12 protein-coding genes and 2 pseudogenes are annotated in these 19,261 nt (G+C 31.8%); 3 read left to right on the plus strand and 11 right to left on the minus strand.

Annotation, left to right across the window (positions count from 1 at the left end):
• Genes ACW9UN_RS09725 through ACW9UN_RS09740 form a run of 4 tightly spaced genes read right to left on the minus strand, consistent with a single transcriptional unit; the run spans position 1 to position 7,705 of the window.
• Entirely contained in the window at positions 1–1,626 is a 1,626-nt protein-coding gene (locus ACW9UN_RS09725) for a glycoside hydrolase (RefSeq protein WP_459486071.1), read from the minus strand.
• 21 nt (positions 1,627–1,647) lie between these two features.
• Entirely contained in the window at positions 1,648–3,228 is a 1,581-nt protein-coding gene (locus tag ACW9UN_RS09730) for a RagB/SusD family nutrient uptake outer membrane protein (protein WP_459486072.1), read from the minus strand.
• Positions 3,229–3,232: 4 nt separating this feature from the next.
• Entirely contained in the window at positions 3,233–6,259 is a 3,027-nt protein-coding gene (locus ACW9UN_RS09735; RefSeq protein WP_459486073.1) for a SusC/RagA family TonB-linked outer membrane protein, read from the minus strand.
• A gap of 42 nt (positions 6,260–6,301) precedes the next feature.
• Positions 6,302–7,705 (minus strand): hypothetical protein, encoded by a 1,404-nt coding sequence (locus ACW9UN_RS09740; RefSeq protein WP_459486074.1) that lies wholly within the window; start codon positions 7,703–7,705, stop codon positions 6,302–6,304.
• 526 nt (positions 7,706–8,231) lie between these two features.
• Here ACW9UN_RS09740 and ACW9UN_RS09745 point away from each other — a divergent pair.
• Entirely contained in the window at positions 8,232–9,119 is an 888-nt protein-coding gene (locus ACW9UN_RS09745; protein ID WP_459486075.1) for an AraC family transcriptional regulator, read from the plus strand.
• Positions 9,120–9,167: 48 nt separating this feature from the next.
• On the opposite strand, the gene ACW9UN_RS09750 is transcribed toward ACW9UN_RS09745, so the two are convergent.
• From ACW9UN_RS09750 to ACW9UN_RS09775, 6 genes and pseudogenes are all read right to left on the minus strand, one after another.
• Complete coding sequence (locus tag ACW9UN_RS09750; protein ID WP_459486076.1) at positions 9,168–10,415, minus strand: NAD(P)/FAD-dependent oxidoreductase; 1,248 nt, start codon at positions 10,413–10,415, stop codon at positions 9,168–9,170.
• A gap of 19 nt (positions 10,416–10,434) precedes the next feature.
• Positions 10,435–10,599: pseudogene (locus tag ACW9UN_RS09755) on the minus strand (DUF3781 domain-containing protein); the annotation flags it as partial.
• Positions 10,600–10,609: 10 nt separating this feature from the next.
• Positions 10,610–11,620 (minus strand): 4-hydroxyproline epimerase, encoded by a 1,011-nt coding sequence (locus ACW9UN_RS09760; protein WP_459486077.1) that lies wholly within the window; start codon positions 11,618–11,620, stop codon positions 10,610–10,612.
• Positions 11,613–13,349, minus strand: coding sequence for a DUF885 domain-containing protein (locus ACW9UN_RS09765; RefSeq protein WP_459486078.1), 1,737 nt, complete (start codon positions 13,347–13,349; stop codon positions 11,613–11,615). Before ACW9UN_RS09765 ends, ACW9UN_RS09760 begins: the two co-directional genes overlap by 8 nt.
• A 1-nt stretch (position 13,350) precedes the next feature.
• Positions 13,351–14,934: an aldehyde dehydrogenase (NADP(+)) gene (locus ACW9UN_RS09770; RefSeq protein ID WP_459486079.1), complete on the minus strand. Its 1,584-nt coding sequence runs from the start codon at positions 14,932–14,934 to the stop codon at positions 13,351–13,353.
• A 116-nt stretch (positions 14,935–15,050) separates the two neighbouring features.
• Entirely contained in the window at positions 15,051–16,007 is a 957-nt protein-coding gene (locus ACW9UN_RS09775; protein ID WP_459486080.1) for a dihydrodipicolinate synthase family protein, read from the minus strand.
• A gap of 247 nt (positions 16,008–16,254) precedes the next feature.
• On the opposite strand from ACW9UN_RS09775, the gene ACW9UN_RS09780 reads away from it, so the two are divergent.
• Together ACW9UN_RS09780 and ACW9UN_RS09785 are read left to right on the plus strand one after the other, a co-directional pair.
• Positions 16,255–17,103 (plus strand): AraC family transcriptional regulator, encoded by an 849-nt coding sequence (locus ACW9UN_RS09780; RefSeq protein ID WP_459486081.1) that lies wholly within the window; start codon positions 16,255–16,257, stop codon positions 17,101–17,103.
• 305 nt (positions 17,104–17,408) lie between these two features.
• Positions 17,409–17,566 (plus strand): annotated as a pseudogene (locus tag ACW9UN_RS09785) (IS982 family transposase); the annotation flags it as partial.
• Positions 17,567–17,932: 366 nt separating this feature from the next.
• Here ACW9UN_RS09785 and ACW9UN_RS09790 read toward each other — a convergent pair.
• Entirely contained in the window at positions 17,933–19,204 is a 1,272-nt protein-coding gene (locus ACW9UN_RS09790) for an alginate export family protein (RefSeq protein ID WP_459486082.1), read from the minus strand.
• Positions 19,205–19,261 lie beyond the last annotated feature (57 nt).

Raw genomic sequence — 19,261 nt, forward strand, 5'->3', positions numbered from 1 at the left:
TTACTTTAAGACCGCTTTTAATGTTACTATAGATTTCTTAGGGATACTAACAGACTCTACAGAGGCTGTAGATTTTCTTAGATTACTTGAATTTGAGGTTGTATATACCTCAAAAGCATCTCCTTTGACTTCAAAATCCGTACTATAATTTTCTAATTTTAAATCTCTGTTTGTATCGGTGTTATTAACACATACCAATACAATTTCTTTTGTATTTTGATTTTTGTAACCTGAAATCATAAAGTTTTCAACCGATGTTTCATCATTGTAATCTGCATCAACAACCTCAAACCTTTCCATTCCTGGTTTAACAAACCTACTATAATTACCTAACGCCCAAAGAAGTTTATTAGGAGTAAAAGTACCATCGGTATGTGCAGGACTGTTTGAATTTGGTTGATATAGAATTAAATTAAAGCGGAAAGGATGATCTCCAAAAGTCGATTGATTTAAAGCCGTCCAAAAACTCCAACCTGTAGCATTTCCAAAAGCTAAATCAGTATGAATGATTCTAGCCATCCATAATGCATAATCAATTTCTGAAAAAGTTGAAACATCTAAACCTTGTTGATAACCAGTACCTAATAGACTATATTCTGTCTGCCAATAATCTAAGTTGTAATTTGCTAAAGTTGTTTTTAACGTTTTTCTTTGTCTTAAAGACTCTTGAGTAGTACCGTTACTAAAATAACTGTGACCCGCTATGTATTTAGATAAGTTTTTTAAATTTCCAATATAATTTGAACTAGACTCACTAAAAAAATCATTAACCTGATTACTAGTGTTATTACCACCTTCAAACAAATATTTTAGTTGCGCTGCTTCTGGAAGCATAATTTTTGCTTTTACACCTTTTTGAGTAAATGCGTTATCGATAATTTTAGTTACTTGAGCTATTTCTGCATTTGTTGCCCTTGTTCCTGATTGCTGAGCAGAACCTGCAGCTGCATTCCATTGATATTGAGTTTCATTAAACGGACACACAGTTGTTATATTAAAACCTTGATCTTCATAATACTTCACTACAGTTGCTAAAAAATCTGCATATTTAGTATAATTTTCTGGCTTACAATTAAAATTACTCACATCTGGAGTACTAAAAACATAACCATTTTTAGACATAAAATAAGGAGGTGCTGTTGCCCATGTAGTAAATTTAGAAACTCCAAATTCTCTTGCTTTGTTCATAAACCACTGCTCTCCCTGCTGCTTTGACCAGTTATAATTTCCAGAAGCATCTAAATAACACTCTGTTTCTCTAAACCAATTGGAGGCAGAAAAACCACTATTAGCTTGATCAGCTGCTCCATCACCTATAATTGTTCTCCATAAAGACAAACCAATTCCTTTAGGATTACCTTGCACATCAGTATCTGAACTAAAAAGCAATTCAGCCACTTTATTTTTGGATGCATCAGGCCATTTTCCGACCCATTGATCTTGAAAACCACCTGAAGCACCAAAATGATCTATAACTTGAAATGTGTTATTAATGTTAAGTATTATACCTTCTTCAGGAACATCAAATTTTGGGTCATTTGGATCTGTAGCCATATCTTGACTACAGCCCACAAAAACCAAACTAAAAACTACACCAAAAAAATAATTAAAATACTTATTTAACATATTGTATTTATTAAAACCGAATTAATATCCAGGATTCTGCACGATATTACCTCTAGACAATTGAATCTCTTCTGGTGGTATTGGCCATAATAAGTGAATATTAGGGTCAAATAATGCTCCACTATTTTGAGGTTCCAATAAATTAGTTGTCTCAAAAGGATCTGTACTTACCTCTGTATTGTACTTTACAAAAGAACCATTTGGCCCCAGTATTAAAGCAATTCTAGGAACTCCATTTATTTTTTGTCTTCTAAGATCATAAAGCCTATGCTGTTCTAAAGCCAACTCTAATCTTCTTTCTTTCCATATTGCATCTCTTAAGGCGTCTCCAGATAAATTATTTTTAGAAGGCAATTGAACTCGATCTCTAACCAATTGCAAAGAGCTTTTTGCAGCTGTTTCATCTCCATTAAAATAAGCAGCTTCTGCGTGTATCAAAATAACATCTGCTAATCTTAAATGAATGTAATGTAATGGCAATTGACCTCTTTGATATGGATCTGGTCTTTCATCTACAGGTATATAATACTTTCTATTGGTACGACCAGATTTATTTTCTGATGGTTTAGCGTCAAACTCTGTAACAGCTGGATCACCAAAAACAGGTTCTCCGTGTTTTATAATTGTAGACCTTAATCTAATATTATCACCTTCACTTAAAAAAGCATTTTCCAAATCACTTGAAGGTGATGTCCATCCCCATCCACGATCTCCACGACTTCCGTTAGTGATGGAAAACTGACCACCAACACCATTAAATGTTGGGTTATTAATGTATTGGATTTCAAAAATAGTTTCAACGCTATTTAAGTTCCCTACCTTATAAATATCTGCAAAATCTGCCTCTAAACTATACTCCCCTGAATCCATAACAGTTTTTGCCATTGCCTGAGCTTCTGCCCATTTTTCTTCAAAGAGATACACTTTAGCCAATAAAGATTGTACTGCACCCTTAGTTGCTCTTCCTGCCTGTTCTGAATTCTGCTGACTTCTTAATGGTAACGAGTTCATAGCCTCGTTTAAATCTAATTCAATAAACTCATAAACCTCAGCTACAGAAGACCTAACTTTATCATTAATTGTTGGTTCTAAAATTTCATTGTACGTAGTTACAATAGGTACGCCTCCAAAGTTTCTAACTAAATCAAAATAGAAGAACGCTCTTAAAAACTTTGCTTCTGCAATTAATCTAGCTTTTGTTTCATCATCAATTTCTACCTCAGGAACTCTATCTAGAGCTATATTAGCCCTTGTTATACCTATGTAATGATTTTCCCAAAATAAGTTAAAATACGTAGAACCTGGAAACACATTATATTGTGCTATACCTGTAATATCTGGTCTTGGCTGTCTTGTATTTCCTGCCCAGTTATCATCAGATGCCATTTCGTTGATTTGACGCTGAAAATTTACTTGATTCCAATTTGTACCATTAACCATTTGGTAAATACTATTTACAAATGACTCTGCATTTTCTGATGATGAGAAAAAATCATCTAATTGCTGTCTACCCTGTAAAGGTTGATCTAATATTTTGTCTGTATCGCAACCTACGCTTAGAAAAGCCACACAAAACCCTAAAAATAAAATAAGTTTTTTCATAATTTTATAATGTTAAATTTAATCCTAATAAAAATGTTTTTGCAACAGGGTTACTTGAAGCATCAACTCCTAGACCGTTAATAATACCTCCACTACTTACCTCAGGATCAAAGCCAGAGTATTTTGTTAACGTTAGTAAATTTTGGCCTGCTAGGTAAAGGCGCATTTTACTAATCCCTTTTAATTTAAAATTATAACCCAACTGAATGTTACGCAACCTTAAATAAGAACCATCTTCTATAAACAAATCTGACGGATTTTGATAATTCCCATTTCTGTCTAGTTCTGTTAATCTTGGGTATTGTGCACCTGTATTTGTTGGAGACCAAACCTGGTTTTCTAAACCTGCTAATACATTTAAATTTTGTGTACCTGCAAGTATATATTCTGTGTTTATATTAAATACATCGTTTCCAAAAGTACCATACCACTGCATTGAAAAATCAAAATCTTTATAACTCATATTAAGATTTAAACCACCATAAAAATCTGGAAATGGATTTCCTATTGTAGTTAAATCATCATCATTTAAAACACCATCTCCATTTTGATCTACAAATCGTAAATCACCAATCTGAGCATTTGGTTGAATTATAGTACCATCTTCTGATGTATGTGAATTTAACTCCGTTTGATTTTGAAATATTCCTGCAGTTTGATATCCTTGAAATAAACCTACAGTTTCTCCTAACTCTGTAATTTTTACAAATCTATTACCTAAGCGCGCTCTTCTTTGCCCTAAGATTACTTCATTACCTGGAGCTAATTCTATTGCTTTACTTTGATTAGTAGATAATGTTAAATTTGCACCTAGTTTAAAATCATTCCAACTCTTATTATACCCTAAAGTTACATCGAAACCTTTAGACTGAAAACTACCTACATTTTGTGCTACAGTACCTGGTATACCAGTATAGTTTGGTGTTTCTACACTAAATAATAAGTCTTCTGAAGTTTTCTCATAATACTCTGCCTCAAAAGTAATTTCATTATTAAACAACCCTATTGACACCCCAAAATTCTTATCTCTAACAGTTTCCCATCTTAAATTTGGATTACCGAATTGAGACAGAAAGTTAGCAACAACACGATCACCTCCAAATACAAAATCACCAGAACCTATAGAAAAGAATTGACCATTACGACTTATATTTTGATTACCAACTTCACCAGCACCAACTTTAACTCTTAGATTATTAATAACCTCACTTTTAAAGAAATCTTCTGAATCTACATCCCAAGCAAAAGACACGCTTGAAAACACACCTGTTCTACCGTCTTTCGGGAATCTTGAAGATTGATCTACCCTAACAGACCCATTAAAAAAGTATTTATTATCATAACTATATATGGCTCTAAAAACACCTGATAAAATATTATCTGTTGCTTTGTTAGCGTTTGCTCTAATAGTTTCACCTTCTGCAGCGTCTAGTTGCCACAAATTCATGTTTGAGTTGCTAGGAATTCCATCACTATAACCTTGTAAATAATCCCAGTTTTCAGAGTCAAACACAATACCTCCAGTAACATTTAAATAATGTTTATCGTTGATAGTTTTATCGAATGTTACTGTATTATTTAATACATAATCAAAATTATTTGTTACTCTTTTGGTTAGGTTATTTATTTCTAATTGGCGGTTTGGGCCAATAAAATACTCAGGGTTAAAATTTTGAGAAGTTTGCCTAGAAATATTTAATCCTAATTGAGATCTAAATGTTAAACTTGGTAAAATTTTATAATCTAATTGCGTGTTTGAGAAAAATCCAAAAAAATCATTTTCATTGAACTGCCTAGCTAACTGAGCAACAGGATTTGGTACCAAATTTTGAGATAAACCAAAAATACTATATTCATTTCTACCTACTCGTTCACTTTGAGGAATAAATACCGGTGTTAGAGGATCAATTCTCATTGAATTAAATAACAAATTCGGTGTATTTTCCCATTTTTCAATTCTTGGACTAAGATCTTGCTTAAGAGTTACTTTATCAGAAATCTTATAGTCTACATTAAACCTTCCAGTAATCCTTTGATAAAATCCTTTAGAGTAATTTGCTTGCTGGTCAAAAACACTAACACTTCCAGAATATTTTAACTCATCTGAACCTCCAGAAACCCTTACGTTAGCATTTAAAACTGGAGCAAAGTTCTGAACAACTTCATTCCACCAATCAGTGCCTTCTCCTTGATAATCATCTGGATTAAAAAGAGGTGAATTACCATCGTTAGTTCTTCTGGTATTCATTATTCGAATATACTCTTGAGCATCTGCACTTTCTATTTTTTGCCAGTACTGAACACCATAATTTAAATCTAAACTAACCACTGATTTACCAGATTTACCCCTTTTTGTTGTAATTAGAACAACACCATTTGACGCTCTAGAACCATAGATTGCTGAAGCTGCAGCATCTTTTAAAATTTGAAAACTATCTATATCTTGTGAATTTACAGAGTTTAAAGATGTACCATCTGGCTGTAAAATTCCATCGATAACAATAAGTGGATTTGTACTACCATTAGCTGTAGTAATACCACGTATTACAATTCTTGGTGACGCCCCAGGCGAACCTCCTGAAGACAACACTTGAACCCCTGCCGCTTTTCCTTGCAAAGCCTCTGCAGGATTACTAGCTACCTGTTTTGAGATTTCCTCACCTTCTATGGTTGCTATAGAAGTAGCTATTTTATCTTTTTTTACAGATCCATATCCAATTACAACTATTTCATCTAATTGTTGGTTTTCTGTTACTAAAACTACAGAAATAGTCTTTCTTTCGTTTACAGCAATTTCTTGTGTTTTAAATCCTAAATAGCTAAATATTAAAACAGCATTTTCAGCTACTTTTATCTTGTAATTCCCATCGAAATCAGATACAATTCCGTTAGATGTGTTTTTTTCTTGTACACTTACCCCTGGTATTGGGTCTCCTAATTCATCTGTTATTGTACCCACAACAGTGTTTTGAGAAATTGCCGAGAAGACAATACCTAGAAAAAATATTAAAATTAATAGAACTTGTTTCATTTAATGTATGTTTAATTATTGTTAATCTATTCTAAATACTTATTATCTTGTTTTAACTACAAGTCTATTTAAATGTGTATCAAAAATAAATGTGTAATCTTTATTTAGCGCGCTATCATCGAAGATATAGTTAGACCCGCCATTAGGAATAGCGATTGATGGGTCATTACCATCTACCCTCCAAAAAGGACTCCATCCTGAAGGATTAGCATTTAAAATAAATCCGTTATTATTTTGAGCTGGCTCATCCTGAACACTTACATCAATAGTCCATAGGTATTGATTGCTAGAGTCTTTTGCAAATGGTTTACCCGATTTAAAATGCCAACATTGTGTTGTACCATCGGCATTATTAGTACACGTAGAGGTTGTTGCGTCAATATAAACCCCTGTACCTAGAACGTATATTTGATCAAAGGGATCATCTGAAGGTGTATAAGGCTCTACCGAATAAGTTTGATCTCTTAAATCCATTGTAATTTCGTAATAACCAATTCCTGGAACGATAATTGGACTAACTGTTGCATCACTTCCAAGCACTAGTTTTCCGCTTGCACCTGAATCTGCACCAAAAGTGTAAGGAGCAAAAGACGCTTGTTGTGGTATGAATCTAACCTCTGAGTTTTCTTGTGCAGAGTAATACTTTGCCGTAAAAACATAACCATCTTCTGAACTGGCTGTACTTGCTTCGGTATTGTATGGAATACCAAATAAATCAGCATTCAAACCTGCATCACTTGTAACATCAGTAACATACATAACATCAAAAAGTAATTCATCAAGAACGTTTACTGACACAGTAGCCGAATCTAAATTACCCGCAACATCTGTTGTTGTAATTGTAAATTCGTAGTTCCCCAAATCGGAAATATCAAGAGATTTCTTGTAATTATATGACTGACCCGATATAGCTACCGTTTCATTTAACACACTACTTTCTATTTTAAATTCTGCAAGGTTTTCATCAGTTACAGTAATATCTAGTTCAATCTCGTTTCCTGCCCCAATTAAAACTGTTGCATTATTAGCAGGACTGTCAATTTGTATTACTGGATTTGACACATCTAAATCTAAGGTTACAACAACATTATCTGTTGAAATATTACCTCCTATATTAGATACTGTAATTGGAATATTATGAACACTGTTCATTTCTTCTCCATCTGGAACTTTAAAACGATAGGACAACTCGTAAATATCAGTTAAGGAGTCTCTAACAATAGTTTTATCTAAAAACCAAGGTTCGTACTTAATATTAATCGAACTTATTCCTGCAGGGTCTGAAACCACCCCCTGAAAGACAAGTGTTTGCCCGGGTAAAGACGAAATTTCTTTTACGAATGAAATAAATTCTGGTGTCGAATCTACCTCTACAGAATCATCACAACCTACTATAATTGCAAGCAGACAGATTACTGTTACCAATTTTACTTTAATTGTTTTCATTTTAGTTTAATTTAGTTTTGCTTTATTCTATTTTACTTAATCAAACATAGACGTTTCTATTTTTTAATGTAAAAACCGTTATCTTGATTTTATCTAAACAAATTAACAATATCTCTTTTTTTTGATTTTATTTTAAATATATATCAACAATATGTTAATTTTTAACAAATATACCTTATAGAATTTCTGACAGAATAGACAAAAAAATCATATATATGGACAATAATATTTTATTTACTTTTTTTTACATTATTTACAACTAAACTTTATGTAAAACATAAAAAATAAATTTTTGGTAAGAAATAAATAACAACTTTTAAAAAAAACAATACAGAATTACTTTTTTTTGTAACTAGAAACAAAAAGAAGTAATTTTTTTACGACACATGGATTTTAAAATATTTTTATTTACCACAAAACATTTAGCTAAAAATTATATTTTTTATATTTACACCTATAAAAAACTATTCATTCAACAAAAAAAATTAACCATTAAATTCTGACATTAAAATAAAATAACAGGAATATGGATAAAAATACTTTAAAAGAAGGTTTTCTTGGGCAAAAAATGATTGCATTTCCCAAAGCAATTATAGAACAAATAAAAACCAACCCTATTTCTAAGCAATTTTACATTAGTGACTTAGGTTATTATCCGGTTGCAAGCCATCATTATAGATTAAGAAAAAAAGGAGCCAAAGAGTATATTTTCATATATTGTACCAAAGGAAAGGGAGTAGTTACTATTGAAGATCAAAGAACTTTAATCTCTCCAAATCATTTTTGTATAATACCAAGAAATACTCGGCACGAATACAGGGCTGATGACAATGATCCGTGGAGTATTTATTGGATTCATTTCAAGGGTTCTATTAGCGAAAAAATATATAATCGATACTCAAAAAACAATATCAATAACGATAAAAACATCCCCTTCTCAAAAAACACTATTGACCAATTTAATAAAATTTTCGATTTATTAAACAATAATTATTTATTAGACAGTATTGAATATGCAAATCTATTAGGCTTGAATTTTATCAGTTCATTTGTTTACCACAAACTTAACTCGATTAGCACCACACACCCAAAAGACAATCTAATAGACTCTGTCAAAGAATTCTTAATGAACAATCTAGACAAGAATTTTACGCTTGATAAAATCGCATCTAAATTTAATTACTCAAAATCTTATCTACACACAAAATTCAAATTAGAAACTGGCTACCCTATACTTGTATTTTTTAAATTAAAAAAAGTTCAAAAAGCTTGTGAATATCTTAGCTATACAGATTTAAGCATCAAACAAATTAGCTATAAAATTGGTTTTGACGACCCATTATATTTCTCCAGAACTTTTAAGAATTTTATGGGAAAATCTCCCAGAAACTACAAGCAAAGCCAACGTAAATAAACTTAAGTTAAATATGGTTTTTATAACTTATGTTGTTTACTGTAAAGCTTAAAATTTTCTATCTACATGAAAAGGACTGGTATCGATAGATCTTTTTTTACCAGAAATAATTTCAGAAACCAGCTTCCCGGTTGCCGGTCCTAAACTCCAACCCATCATTGCATGGCCTGTTGCAAATGTTACATTTTTACATTTAGAGGATTTACCAATATAAGGCAATCCATCTGGAGAAAGTGGTCGTAAACCACATTTTGCATCCGCTTTTTCTTGCTCATTAATTTTTACATTTGGATAATAATCTTGAGCTGCTTTTGCAATTGCCTGAACCCTTACAGGGTTGATGTTATGATTAATTCCGCCAATTTCCATAGTTCCTGCAAAACGAGTAAAACCACTCATAGGAGTTACCGCTACTTTTGCTTCTATTAAAATTGCTGGAATAGAAATTTGTGTTTCTCTCTCTACATTTATGCTATAACCTTTTCCACCCTGAACAGGAATTTTCACTCCTAATTTCTTTGCCAAATTTTGAGACCAAGACCCAGTGGCGACGACAACTTCATCTGATTTTATATGAAGATTTGTCGTTTTAATAGCTGTTATTTTTTCGTCTACAACTGTAATATCTATCACCTCTTCATTTCCCAAAATACTAACTCCCACTTTTTTTAAATGAGCTTTTAACTGAGGCATAAATTCGTTAGGAGTCATGTGTGCATCTGAATGATAATAAACAGCACCTTTGATGTTTACATCTACATTTTTTTCAATTTTTAGCACATCTTCTTTTGACAAGTTTTCAACTTTTAAACCTTCTCTTATGGCTCTTTGCCCAACCTCCCATTCTTCTTGTCCTGCTTTTTCTGTTTGATAATACATCATCAAACCTTTTTGTTGATAATGAAAATTAAAATCACCAGAAGTTTTTAAATCTGCATACAATTCTCTACTCAACACATTTATATCTTTAATTACAGGAATTGCTTTTTCTACTTTAGATTTGGTTGCCGATTTTTTAAAAGCCAAACTCCATTTTAAAAAATCGATATCTAAACGTGGTTTTACATAAAATGGACTGGATGTATTAAACATCCATTTAATACCTTTGTTAATCATTCCTGGAGCTGCCAAAGAAATAATATGACTTGGTGTTATATAGCCCGCATTTACATATGAAGCGCCACTTGATAAGTCTGACTTATCAATTACAGTTACTTTATGTCCTTCTTTTTGCAAATAATATGCAGCACATAAACCTATAATTCCACCACCTATGATAATTACACTTTTTGCCATCTGCTTTTAAAAAAGTTAGTTATTTTACTAATTTATCGACTGTAATAATTCTAAATCTATTCGAATTTACAGTTATTTTTATGTTGTCTTTGTTATTTGAAATATAGAAATTCTTTCCGCATTTTTCGAATTTTGCAACTTTTGTTTCTTGAATTACTTTTTTTATAAATTCTCTAATTTCTCCTTTAGAAAAATTAAATTACACTGAATCCAAAAGCATAAGGATCATCTTGAGTATCTATAGTTATGGTATTTTGTCCATAAATTTTTGCCCAACCTTTTATACTCGGTATAATTGCTTTTTTACCACCAATTGTAGTTGCTGCTTCTACTTTACCAATAAAAGTGCTTCCAATAAAACTTTCGTGTATAAACTCTTCTCCTACTTTTAATTTTCCTTTGGCATATAATTGTGCCAATCTTGCTGATGTACCTGTCCCACAAGGGCTTCTATCAATGGCTTTATCACCATAAAAAACAGCATTTCTACCATTGGAAGTTGGATGAATCGTATCCCCTGTCCATAACAAATGCGTTACATCTTTTATGGATTTGTTTTCTGGATGAATAAATTGATTTGAATATTTTTTGTTGATCAATTCTCTTAAAACCTGTGAATGTTTGATAATCTCTGAAGCTGTAAGAGCTTGAACACCAGCAAAATTTTTCTGTGGATCTACAATTGCATAAAAATTACCTCCGTAAGCTACATCAAAAGTAATTTCGCCTAATTCTGGAGAATCTATGGTTAAATTTTCTGCGGCTAAATAACTCTTTACATTGGTTAATTTTACCCACTCAACTTTATGATTACGTAAAGAGTATTCTATTTCTACCAAGCCAGCAGGGGCTTCCATTTTTATTTTTCCAGGAGTTTTAGGTACGACTAAACCTTCTTCTATAGCGATTGTGATGGTTCCAATTGTTCCATGACCACACATTGGCAAACAACCAGACGTTTCTATAAATAAAATAGCAAAATCATTTTCTGGATTGTGTGGAGGATATAAAATTGAACCACTCATCATATCATGACCTCTTGGTTCAAACATTAAGCCTTTTCTTATCCAATCAAATTCTTTTAAAAAGTGTAAGCGTTTTTCATTCATAGTTTTACCTATCAATTGTGGACCCCCACTTTTAATTACTCTTACTGGATTGCCACAAGTATGTGCATCAATACAAACAAACGTATGCTTACTCATTTTTTACTTTACTAATATAATTATGAATTCTTTTTTCTAAAATAGACAAAGTGACTGTTCCTTGTTCTAAAACTACCCCATGAAAATCTCTTATATCAAATTTATCTTTTAACTCAGATTCAGCTTTTACCCGTAATTCTCTAATTTTTAATTCCCCTATTTTATAAGAAAGAGCTTGCCCTGGCCAAGAAATATATCGATCTGTTTCTGTGTTGATTTCGTGAAGTGATAATGCCGTATTTTCTGACATATAATTCACAACCTGTTCTCTGGTCCAACCCTTTGCGTGAATTCCAGTATCTACAACTAAACGACACGCACGCCACATTTCATAAGTATATTTTCCAAACTGCTCGTAAGGTGTGGTGTACATATTCATTTCATCCGCTAAAAATTCGGAATACAATCCCCAACCTTCTCCATAAGCAGATAAATATAAATTCTTTCGAAATTGCGGAATAGAATCTCCTAATTCGTTGTTTAAACTTCCTTGTAAATGATGTCCTGGAACAGCTTCATGCACCGTTAAAGAAGGCAAAGTGTACAAGGTTCTACTTGGCAAATCGTAGGTATTTACCCAATAATAACCTGGCTCTGTACTTTCTTTTGATGTCCCAATATAACGTCCTCCAGTATATTTTGGAGCAATTGCTTCTGGTACAGGCGCAACTCCATAAGGTTTTCGTGGTAAGGTTTTAAAGAATTTTGGCAATTGTGCGTCTGCTCTTTTTGCCATATCTCTTGCAATCATTAGCAACTCTTTTGGTGTTTTTGCATAAAATTGCTCGTCTGTTCTTAAGAATTTTAAAAAATCAGCAAAACTTCCTGTAAAGTTTAAAGAACTGATTATTTTTTGCATTTCTGCTTTAATTCTGGCAACCTCTTTTAATCCTATTTGATGAATATCATCGGCATTGTATTGTCTGCTTGTCGTATAAAAATTAATTCTATTTTGATAATACGCAGCACCATTTGGGGTTTCTGAAACGCCTAAACTTGTTCTTGTTTTTGGTAAATACTCCGTTTCAAAAAAAGTTTTTATTCTTTTAAATTCTGGAACTACAGTATTTTCTATTACAATTTTTGCAGCCTTTAAAACTGAATCCCTTTGCGTTTCATTTAAACTAGATGGTAAATTTTGAAACGGTTGATAAAATGCACTTTTTTTAAAATCGTTTACAATATGATCGTTATATGTAGTTTCATATCCTTTAAAAATCACTTTAGGTTGCGAAACTCCTTTTGCTAAACCTTCTCTTAAATTTTTAAAATGCTGATTTACAAAATCTGGCAAACTATTTAACTTCTTTAAATATTCTTTTACCTGCCTGTAATTGTTAAGTGGTTTGATTTGATAATTTAAACTACTATGAAAACCAGAATCTGATAATAAGGGATTTAAGTAGCGTTCAAATTTGTAATAATCTATTTTATCGTGGAGCACAAATTGCAATAATGCAGCTGAAATCTGTTCGGTTTCAGACAGTTCTTCCATTTGAATACAATTAAAATACTGAAGCTGATTGGTAGCATAATCAGCTTCAGATTTATAATATTCTTTGGTATAAAGCCCTAATGGATAGGTATCTTTATCATAAGGTTTTCTATCTTCATAAGATTTGATAAGCGCTTCCAATTCTGTTTTTGAAGAATTGCAAGTTTCGTTTCCTGAGTTACAACTATAAAAGGAAAGAAAAAGGAATATAAAAAAGACTTTAAAAAATCTCATCCTAAAGCTCTTTATCGGTTTTTAATCCATTAACCGTTCTTAAAATTCCTAACGGATTTTCATTTTTTAATTCTTCTGGAAGCAAGTTGTTTGGCCAATCTTGAAAACTAAAAGGGCGCACAAATCTTTTAATAGAATCTACACCAACTGCCGTAAATCTGCTGTCTGTTGATGCTGGATACGGCCCTCCATGCAACATTGAGGGACAAACTTCTACACCTGTTGGAACTCCGTTAAAAATAATTCTTCCTACTTTATTTTGAAGTTCATTAACTACGGTTTTATATTGCTCCAGTTCGTTATCATCAGAAATTACGGTTCCTGTTAATTGTCCTTCTAAATTAGCAATTACTTCTTCTAGTTCTGCTTTATCCTCACATTGAACCACTACAGAAAAAGGTCCAAAAACTTCGTGATGTAAAGTTGGATTCTTTAAAAACGCTGCACCACTAACTGTAATTACTGCTTGGGCAGCAAAATTAGAAGGTACATTTTCAGTAATATCTGCCAACACAGCAACTCCGTTTTGATTTAGAGCAGTTTCTTTATTTTTATCATATGCATTTGCAATATTAGGGTGCAACATACAAGAAGGTGCTATTTCTTTTACATCTGATGCTAAATTATTTGTAAAATTTGTTAAACCATCAGATTTTATACCAATAATCAAACCAGGATTTGTACAAAACTGACCAGCTCCTAAAGTAATAGAACCTGCATAAGTTTTTGCGATACTTTCTGCTCTATTTTCTAACGATTTTGGCAATAAAACTACTGGGTTTACACTTCCCATTTCTGCAAAAACAGGAATAGGTTCTTTACGAGTTGCCGCTAAATTGTATAAAGCTCTACCACCTTTTAAACTTCCCGTAAAACCAACTGCTTTTATATTTTCGTTTAAAACCAATTGTTGTCCAACATCATTTCCATTTGAATTTAAATTGGAAAAAACACCATTTGGCATTCCTGTTTTTTCGGCTGCTTTAACAATTGCAGATGCTACCATTTCTCCTGTTGCTGCGTGCATTGGATGAGACTTTACGATTACAGGGCAACCTGCTGCTAGTGCTGCAGCTGCATCACCTCCTGCTGTAGAAAATGCCAGCGGAAAATTAGATGCTCCAAAAACCACAACTGGTCCTAAAGCAACATTCATTTTACGCAAATCTACTTTTGGAATTGGCTGTCTATCTGGTTGAGCTGTATCTATAGTAGCCTCTACCCAATTACCATCTTCTAAATGGTTTGCAAACGCTCGTAATTGTCCTAAAGTTCTTCCTCTTTCTCCATTTGCTCTTCCTTGAGGCAAACCACTTTCTGCACAATAAACTTCTAGTAAATTGTCTCCTAAATTTTCTATTTCTTCTGCTATTGTTCTTAAAAAAATAGCTTTCTTTTTTCCAGAAAATTGCGAATATTCTTTAAATGCACTGGCCGCTAAACTTGCAGCTTTTGCTACTTCATCTGGTGTTGCTTCTGTAATTTTCCAATCGTTATTTTTATCTAATAAAGGATTAAATGTTGTAAATATTTTACCTCCCTTAGCTGAGTTTTGATTGCCTATATAGTTTTTTCCTGTAATCATCTTTACTTTATTTTTTAATTTTTTGTTTCAAATTTACTCACTTGTAAACTACTTTTTTTATGATTAGGTATTTTGCAATAATACCTTGAAATGAAAAACCATTTCTTGAATTATGATTAACTTATTAAGTCTAAAACTTCAAGTCTTTCTTTTGCCAGCATATATCTTGCGGTTACATCATCAATTTGCTGTTTCGTTAGTTTCTTACCTAAAGTACGTAGCCCTCCAGCAACATCATTATAATGTATTCCCATAGCAAGCTTAAGGTATTCCATAAGTAGCGGCTGAGCATCTAGGTAAGACAAGGAATTTAAAGCCCGAGAAATTTTGTTGGCCTCTACCCATTCTCCATTTAAAACATATTCCTGCATTGTAACACTAGCTTTTGGAAAGATACAACCTACACCCGTAATTCCACCACAAGCTCCTGCAAGTCCTGCATGTACAGTAACTGTATCTACTCCCGCCAAAACTTTTAAATCTTTGTTTTCTAACATCAGCGTTTCAATTATTGAAACATCTATAGTCGATATTTTAAGGGCAGTTACTTTTGGTAGCATAGAAAGTTTCATAAGAAGGTCTGTTGAGATTGCATGATAACCGGCTGCGTCAGGATTGTTATAAGGCATAATGGTTACACCTGCACCTTTTGCAGTTGCTTCAGCAAGTGCATAGTACTCATACATTTCTTTTTCAGAAGGAATCTCCTTGGTTTTTGGAGGCATCACCATAACTGTATCCACTCCAACTGTTGCAAGTCCTTCAATAATTTTGGCAAGTTCATTCTTAGTTACTGCTGAAGCTCCACTGATTAACGGAACATTGTATTCTTTAGCGACCTCAGAAAGAGATTTTAGTAAAGCAAGCCTTTGTTTATTACTCAAATAACTATTCTCACCTAAAGTACCAGAACCAACAAGTCCACTCATTCTGCTTCCTCCCTTTCCTTTAGTTTTTAAAATATCTGAGGCCTGTTTTTGAGTTGTATCAAAGTCAATTTCAAGATTACCGAATTTTGACTCTTTCAGCCATGTAAACACTGCAGGCATTACACCTTCCCAATTAGATTTCATTTTGTTATAATTTGATCGATATAAAATTATGAATAGTCTCGCTTAAAAAATAAGATTAAATTATTCATTATTTATATTATATTATTCATTATTGTGTTTATATAATTAATTATGAATAGTTTTGTATTAAATATTAAAGCTTGATAAGTTGAGCTAATCATAATTAATTATAGTTTCTAAATTAGTTTGCGACACAATTTTGATGAAAAATTGACATCATACAAACCGACATTTTAACAAAAAACAAATGAAAGTTTATCCTTTTAAAATACCAAAACCAGAAAATAACGCATTGATTTATCAAGAAGACATTGAGCTTGTTTTTTATGACAAACTACATCAGCATGATGAAATTCAAATAAGTTTTATAGAACAAGGGAAAGGAACCTTATTGGTTGGCGATAGTATTTCTAGCTATACTACAAATGATATTTTTATTATTGGGAGTAATTTACCTCATGCTTTTAAAAGTGAAGAAAATACACCAGAAAAATCGAAAATGTTGAGTCTTTTTTTTATAAAAGATTCTTTTGGAAATGTTTTTTTTAGCTTAAATGAATTTAAAGAAATTACTAGTTTTTTTGAAAAATCTGAAAAAGGGTTTAGAATTACATCAAATCAAATAGAAATTAAACACTTGTTTTTAGAATTAAAAAAAGCCACGAAAATGGAACGATTTATAATTTTCCTAAAATTAATGAAGTTGATATCTTCCTCTGAATTTGAATACTTATCTAGTTTTAATTATTCTAAAAAATACACTGATAGAGAAGGAAATAGAATGCGTTCTGTTTTTGAATACACTATTGAAAACGCTCACTTACCTATAACATTATTAGAAATTTCGGAAGTAGCGAATATGACAAAAAATGCTTTTTGCAAGTATTTTAAAAAGCGAACAAATAAAACATACATTAATTTTTTAACAGAATTACGCATAGAAAATGCATGTAAAATTTTACAGAAATCTAAAGAAATCTCTATAAATGAAATAGCTTTTAATGTTGGCTTTTCAAATATATCCAACTTTAACAGACAGTTTAAAAAATTAAAAAAAACAACACCTACAAATTATAGAAATCATTTATTTGGTTAAATTTTTTAAGATGAAGTATTTTTTATAGTCCTAATTTTACCCATACAACTAAACTTCATTTTACATTTATATCCTATCTGCATTAATATTCATTCCCTTTTAAAATTTAACTTATTTGAATACTATTTATAACACGTTGTTCATTATGATTTAACTTAAAAAAAGCTATTCAACTTACTGATAATCAAAAATATGTTTTAACATCAAAACATTTACAATGAACAACTTATATGCAAGTTAAAAAAGAATATTGGAAATTTTAAGGATAAATATCAAATAAAAACAACTGTTAAGCTATCGTAGGCATAAGTCTAAAATTAACTGATGAATTTATGGGAGTTGATAGTGAAATTGATCTTTTAACAAAGCTCCTAAGTCAATTTCTAATAAAATAGAACGAAGTATTTACAACAGAAGAAAAAGAAATTTATCAAATCATATAGAAGTTATTCATTTAAAATTGGTCTGATGTTTTGAATGGTTTGTTGTGAATTTGTATGTTACTTTTACCTTGTATTCTATAAGTAAATCAAACCATTTCAGATCATTTTCATTCAAAATGCGCTAGACTTAAAATCCAGTGAGCAGTAATGCTCGTATAGGTTCAAGTCCCATCTTCAGTACAAGAACCGTTGTTAATCTTTTGATTTTCAACGGTTTTTTGGTTTTTATAAAGCAATCTTACCAACCATTTACTGCAATTTTTATAAAATCTTTTAAATCAATTATAAGCTATTCTTGACTTTACTTAAAAGCACATAAGCAAAAAGGCCGCTCTATTTAGAACAGCCTATGGCTAATTATCAAATTCAAATAATAAAAAGTTTATTTATTTCCCTAAAAACTTCGGTTTAATTACTAACATTACCCAAGCCCAATTTTGAGTTCCTGCAGCTGCAGCTTCAGTAACTCCTTTTAATTCATACATACCATCAGAAGCAAACATTTGAGAGTAACCCGCTACTAAAGCATATCCTTTAAATTTCTTTTTGTACACTAGATCCACCTCTGTACCTAAAGATTTTTCTCCACTAGCTAAAGCTTGTTCTCCACTAAAATTTAATGCTTTTACCAACAAACTAGAACCTTTACCTAAATTAAAATTAGCGCTTACATGAAAATCTACTAAACCAATAGAGTTAGCGTGATTACCCACATAAAAATAATCCATAAAACCATTAAATTTATGATTTGTACCATATAAAGGGAAGAATGCTCCTGTTTCTCCTGCTGCACCATCATTACCACTTATAGATTCTAAACCTGCCCCTAAAGTCACTTTATCAGATGTTTTAAGTGACGCGTCTAAACTAAATAAATATGCTCCTTTTACATCTACAGCTCCTTGTCTTTTACCTGTTTGTAAAAAAGCATTTGCAGCCAAACCAAAACTACCAGACTTGTAGTTTAAATGTGTACCTATAGTTTGTAAATTACTCACTCCATCTGCTGCACTTGCTGCATCAAACTCTTGAAAACCATTATTTAAAAGCAATAAACTACCTGTAAATTTTTCCCAACTTTGTTTCATATATAACATTTGCATTGTTTTATAAGAGAAAAATCCTGTGGTATTGTAAGCAGTTCCTGAAGAAATAAATCCAGTTGGATTAGAGTAATCTTGATTAAAAGCAAGTGCAAAATCTAACATAAATTTATCCTTTTTATATTTGATTAAAGCTGCATCGTGATTACGACCTTGTTGCGCCCAATCTAATCCTCCTAAAATTCTTTGATCATCGTAAGAAAGTACTTGACGTCCAATTTTTGTAGTTGTATTTTCGCCTAATTTAAGAGAAGCCCAAGCTTGAAAAACAGCAAAGGAATTATTAGCATCGTAAGGTAAAATTTGTCTATTTTCTCCCCAAACCATTACATCTTGCAAACTAATAAAAACGTTATACGAATCTGTTTTAAAACCTGCATTTAATCTTGCTCTTGTAGATATTCCAAATCCAGCATCTGATGCATCAGGAATTAAATTACCAAATCCGTTTCTATATTCTGTACGTGGTCTAAATTCTCCATCTAGTGTAAACTGTGCATTTACGAATTGAAAGCTTACTAACAATATCGCTAAAATTGTGTATTGTTTTTTCATTTTTTCTACTTTTTAATTAGTGTTGTTTGTTATTTAATTTGTTAAGTTTTAGCTGTT

Source organism: Polaribacter litoreus, from assembly GCF_054584775.1.

Coding starts and splice junctions, on each gene's coding strand:
- ACW9UN_RS09760 (WP_459486077.1), bottom strand. CDS start 11,620: ATGAGTAAGCATACGTTTGTTTGTATTGATGCACATACTTGTGGCAAT.
- ACW9UN_RS09765 (WP_459486078.1), bottom strand. CDS start 13,349: ATGAGATTTTTTAAAGTCTTTTTTATATTCCTTTTTCTTTCCTTTTAT.
- ACW9UN_RS09725 (WP_459486071.1), bottom strand. CDS start 1,626: ATGTTAAATAAGTATTTTAATTATTTTTTTGGTGTAGTTTTTAGTTTG.
- ACW9UN_RS09740 (WP_459486074.1), bottom strand. CDS start 7,705: ATGAAAACAATTAAAGTAAAATTGGTAACAGTAATCTGTCTGCTTGCA.
- ACW9UN_RS09790 (WP_459486082.1), bottom strand. CDS start 19,204: ATGAAAAAACAATACACAATTTTAGCGATATTGTTAGTAAGCTTTCAA.
- ACW9UN_RS09745 (WP_459486075.1), top strand. CDS start 8,232: ATGGATAAAAATACTTTAAAAGAAGGTTTTCTTGGGCAAAAAATGATT.
- ACW9UN_RS09775 (WP_459486080.1), bottom strand. CDS start 16,007: ATGAAATCTAATTGGGAAGGTGTAATGCCTGCAGTGTTTACATGGCTG.
- ACW9UN_RS09780 (WP_459486081.1), top strand. CDS start 16,255: ATGAAAGTTTATCCTTTTAAAATACCAAAACCAGAAAATAACGCATTG.
- ACW9UN_RS09750 (WP_459486076.1), bottom strand. CDS start 10,415: ATGGCAAAAAGTGTAATTATCATAGGTGGTGGAATTATAGGTTTATGT.
- ACW9UN_RS09735 (WP_459486073.1), bottom strand. CDS start 6,259: ATGAAACAAGTTCTATTAATTTTAATATTTTTTCTAGGTATTGTCTTC.
- ACW9UN_RS09770 (WP_459486079.1), bottom strand. CDS start 14,934: ATGATTACAGGAAAAAACTATATAGGCAATCAAAACTCAGCTAAGGGA.
- ACW9UN_RS09730 (WP_459486072.1), bottom strand. CDS start 3,228: ATGAAAAAACTTATTTTATTTTTAGGGTTTTGTGTGGCTTTTCTAAGC.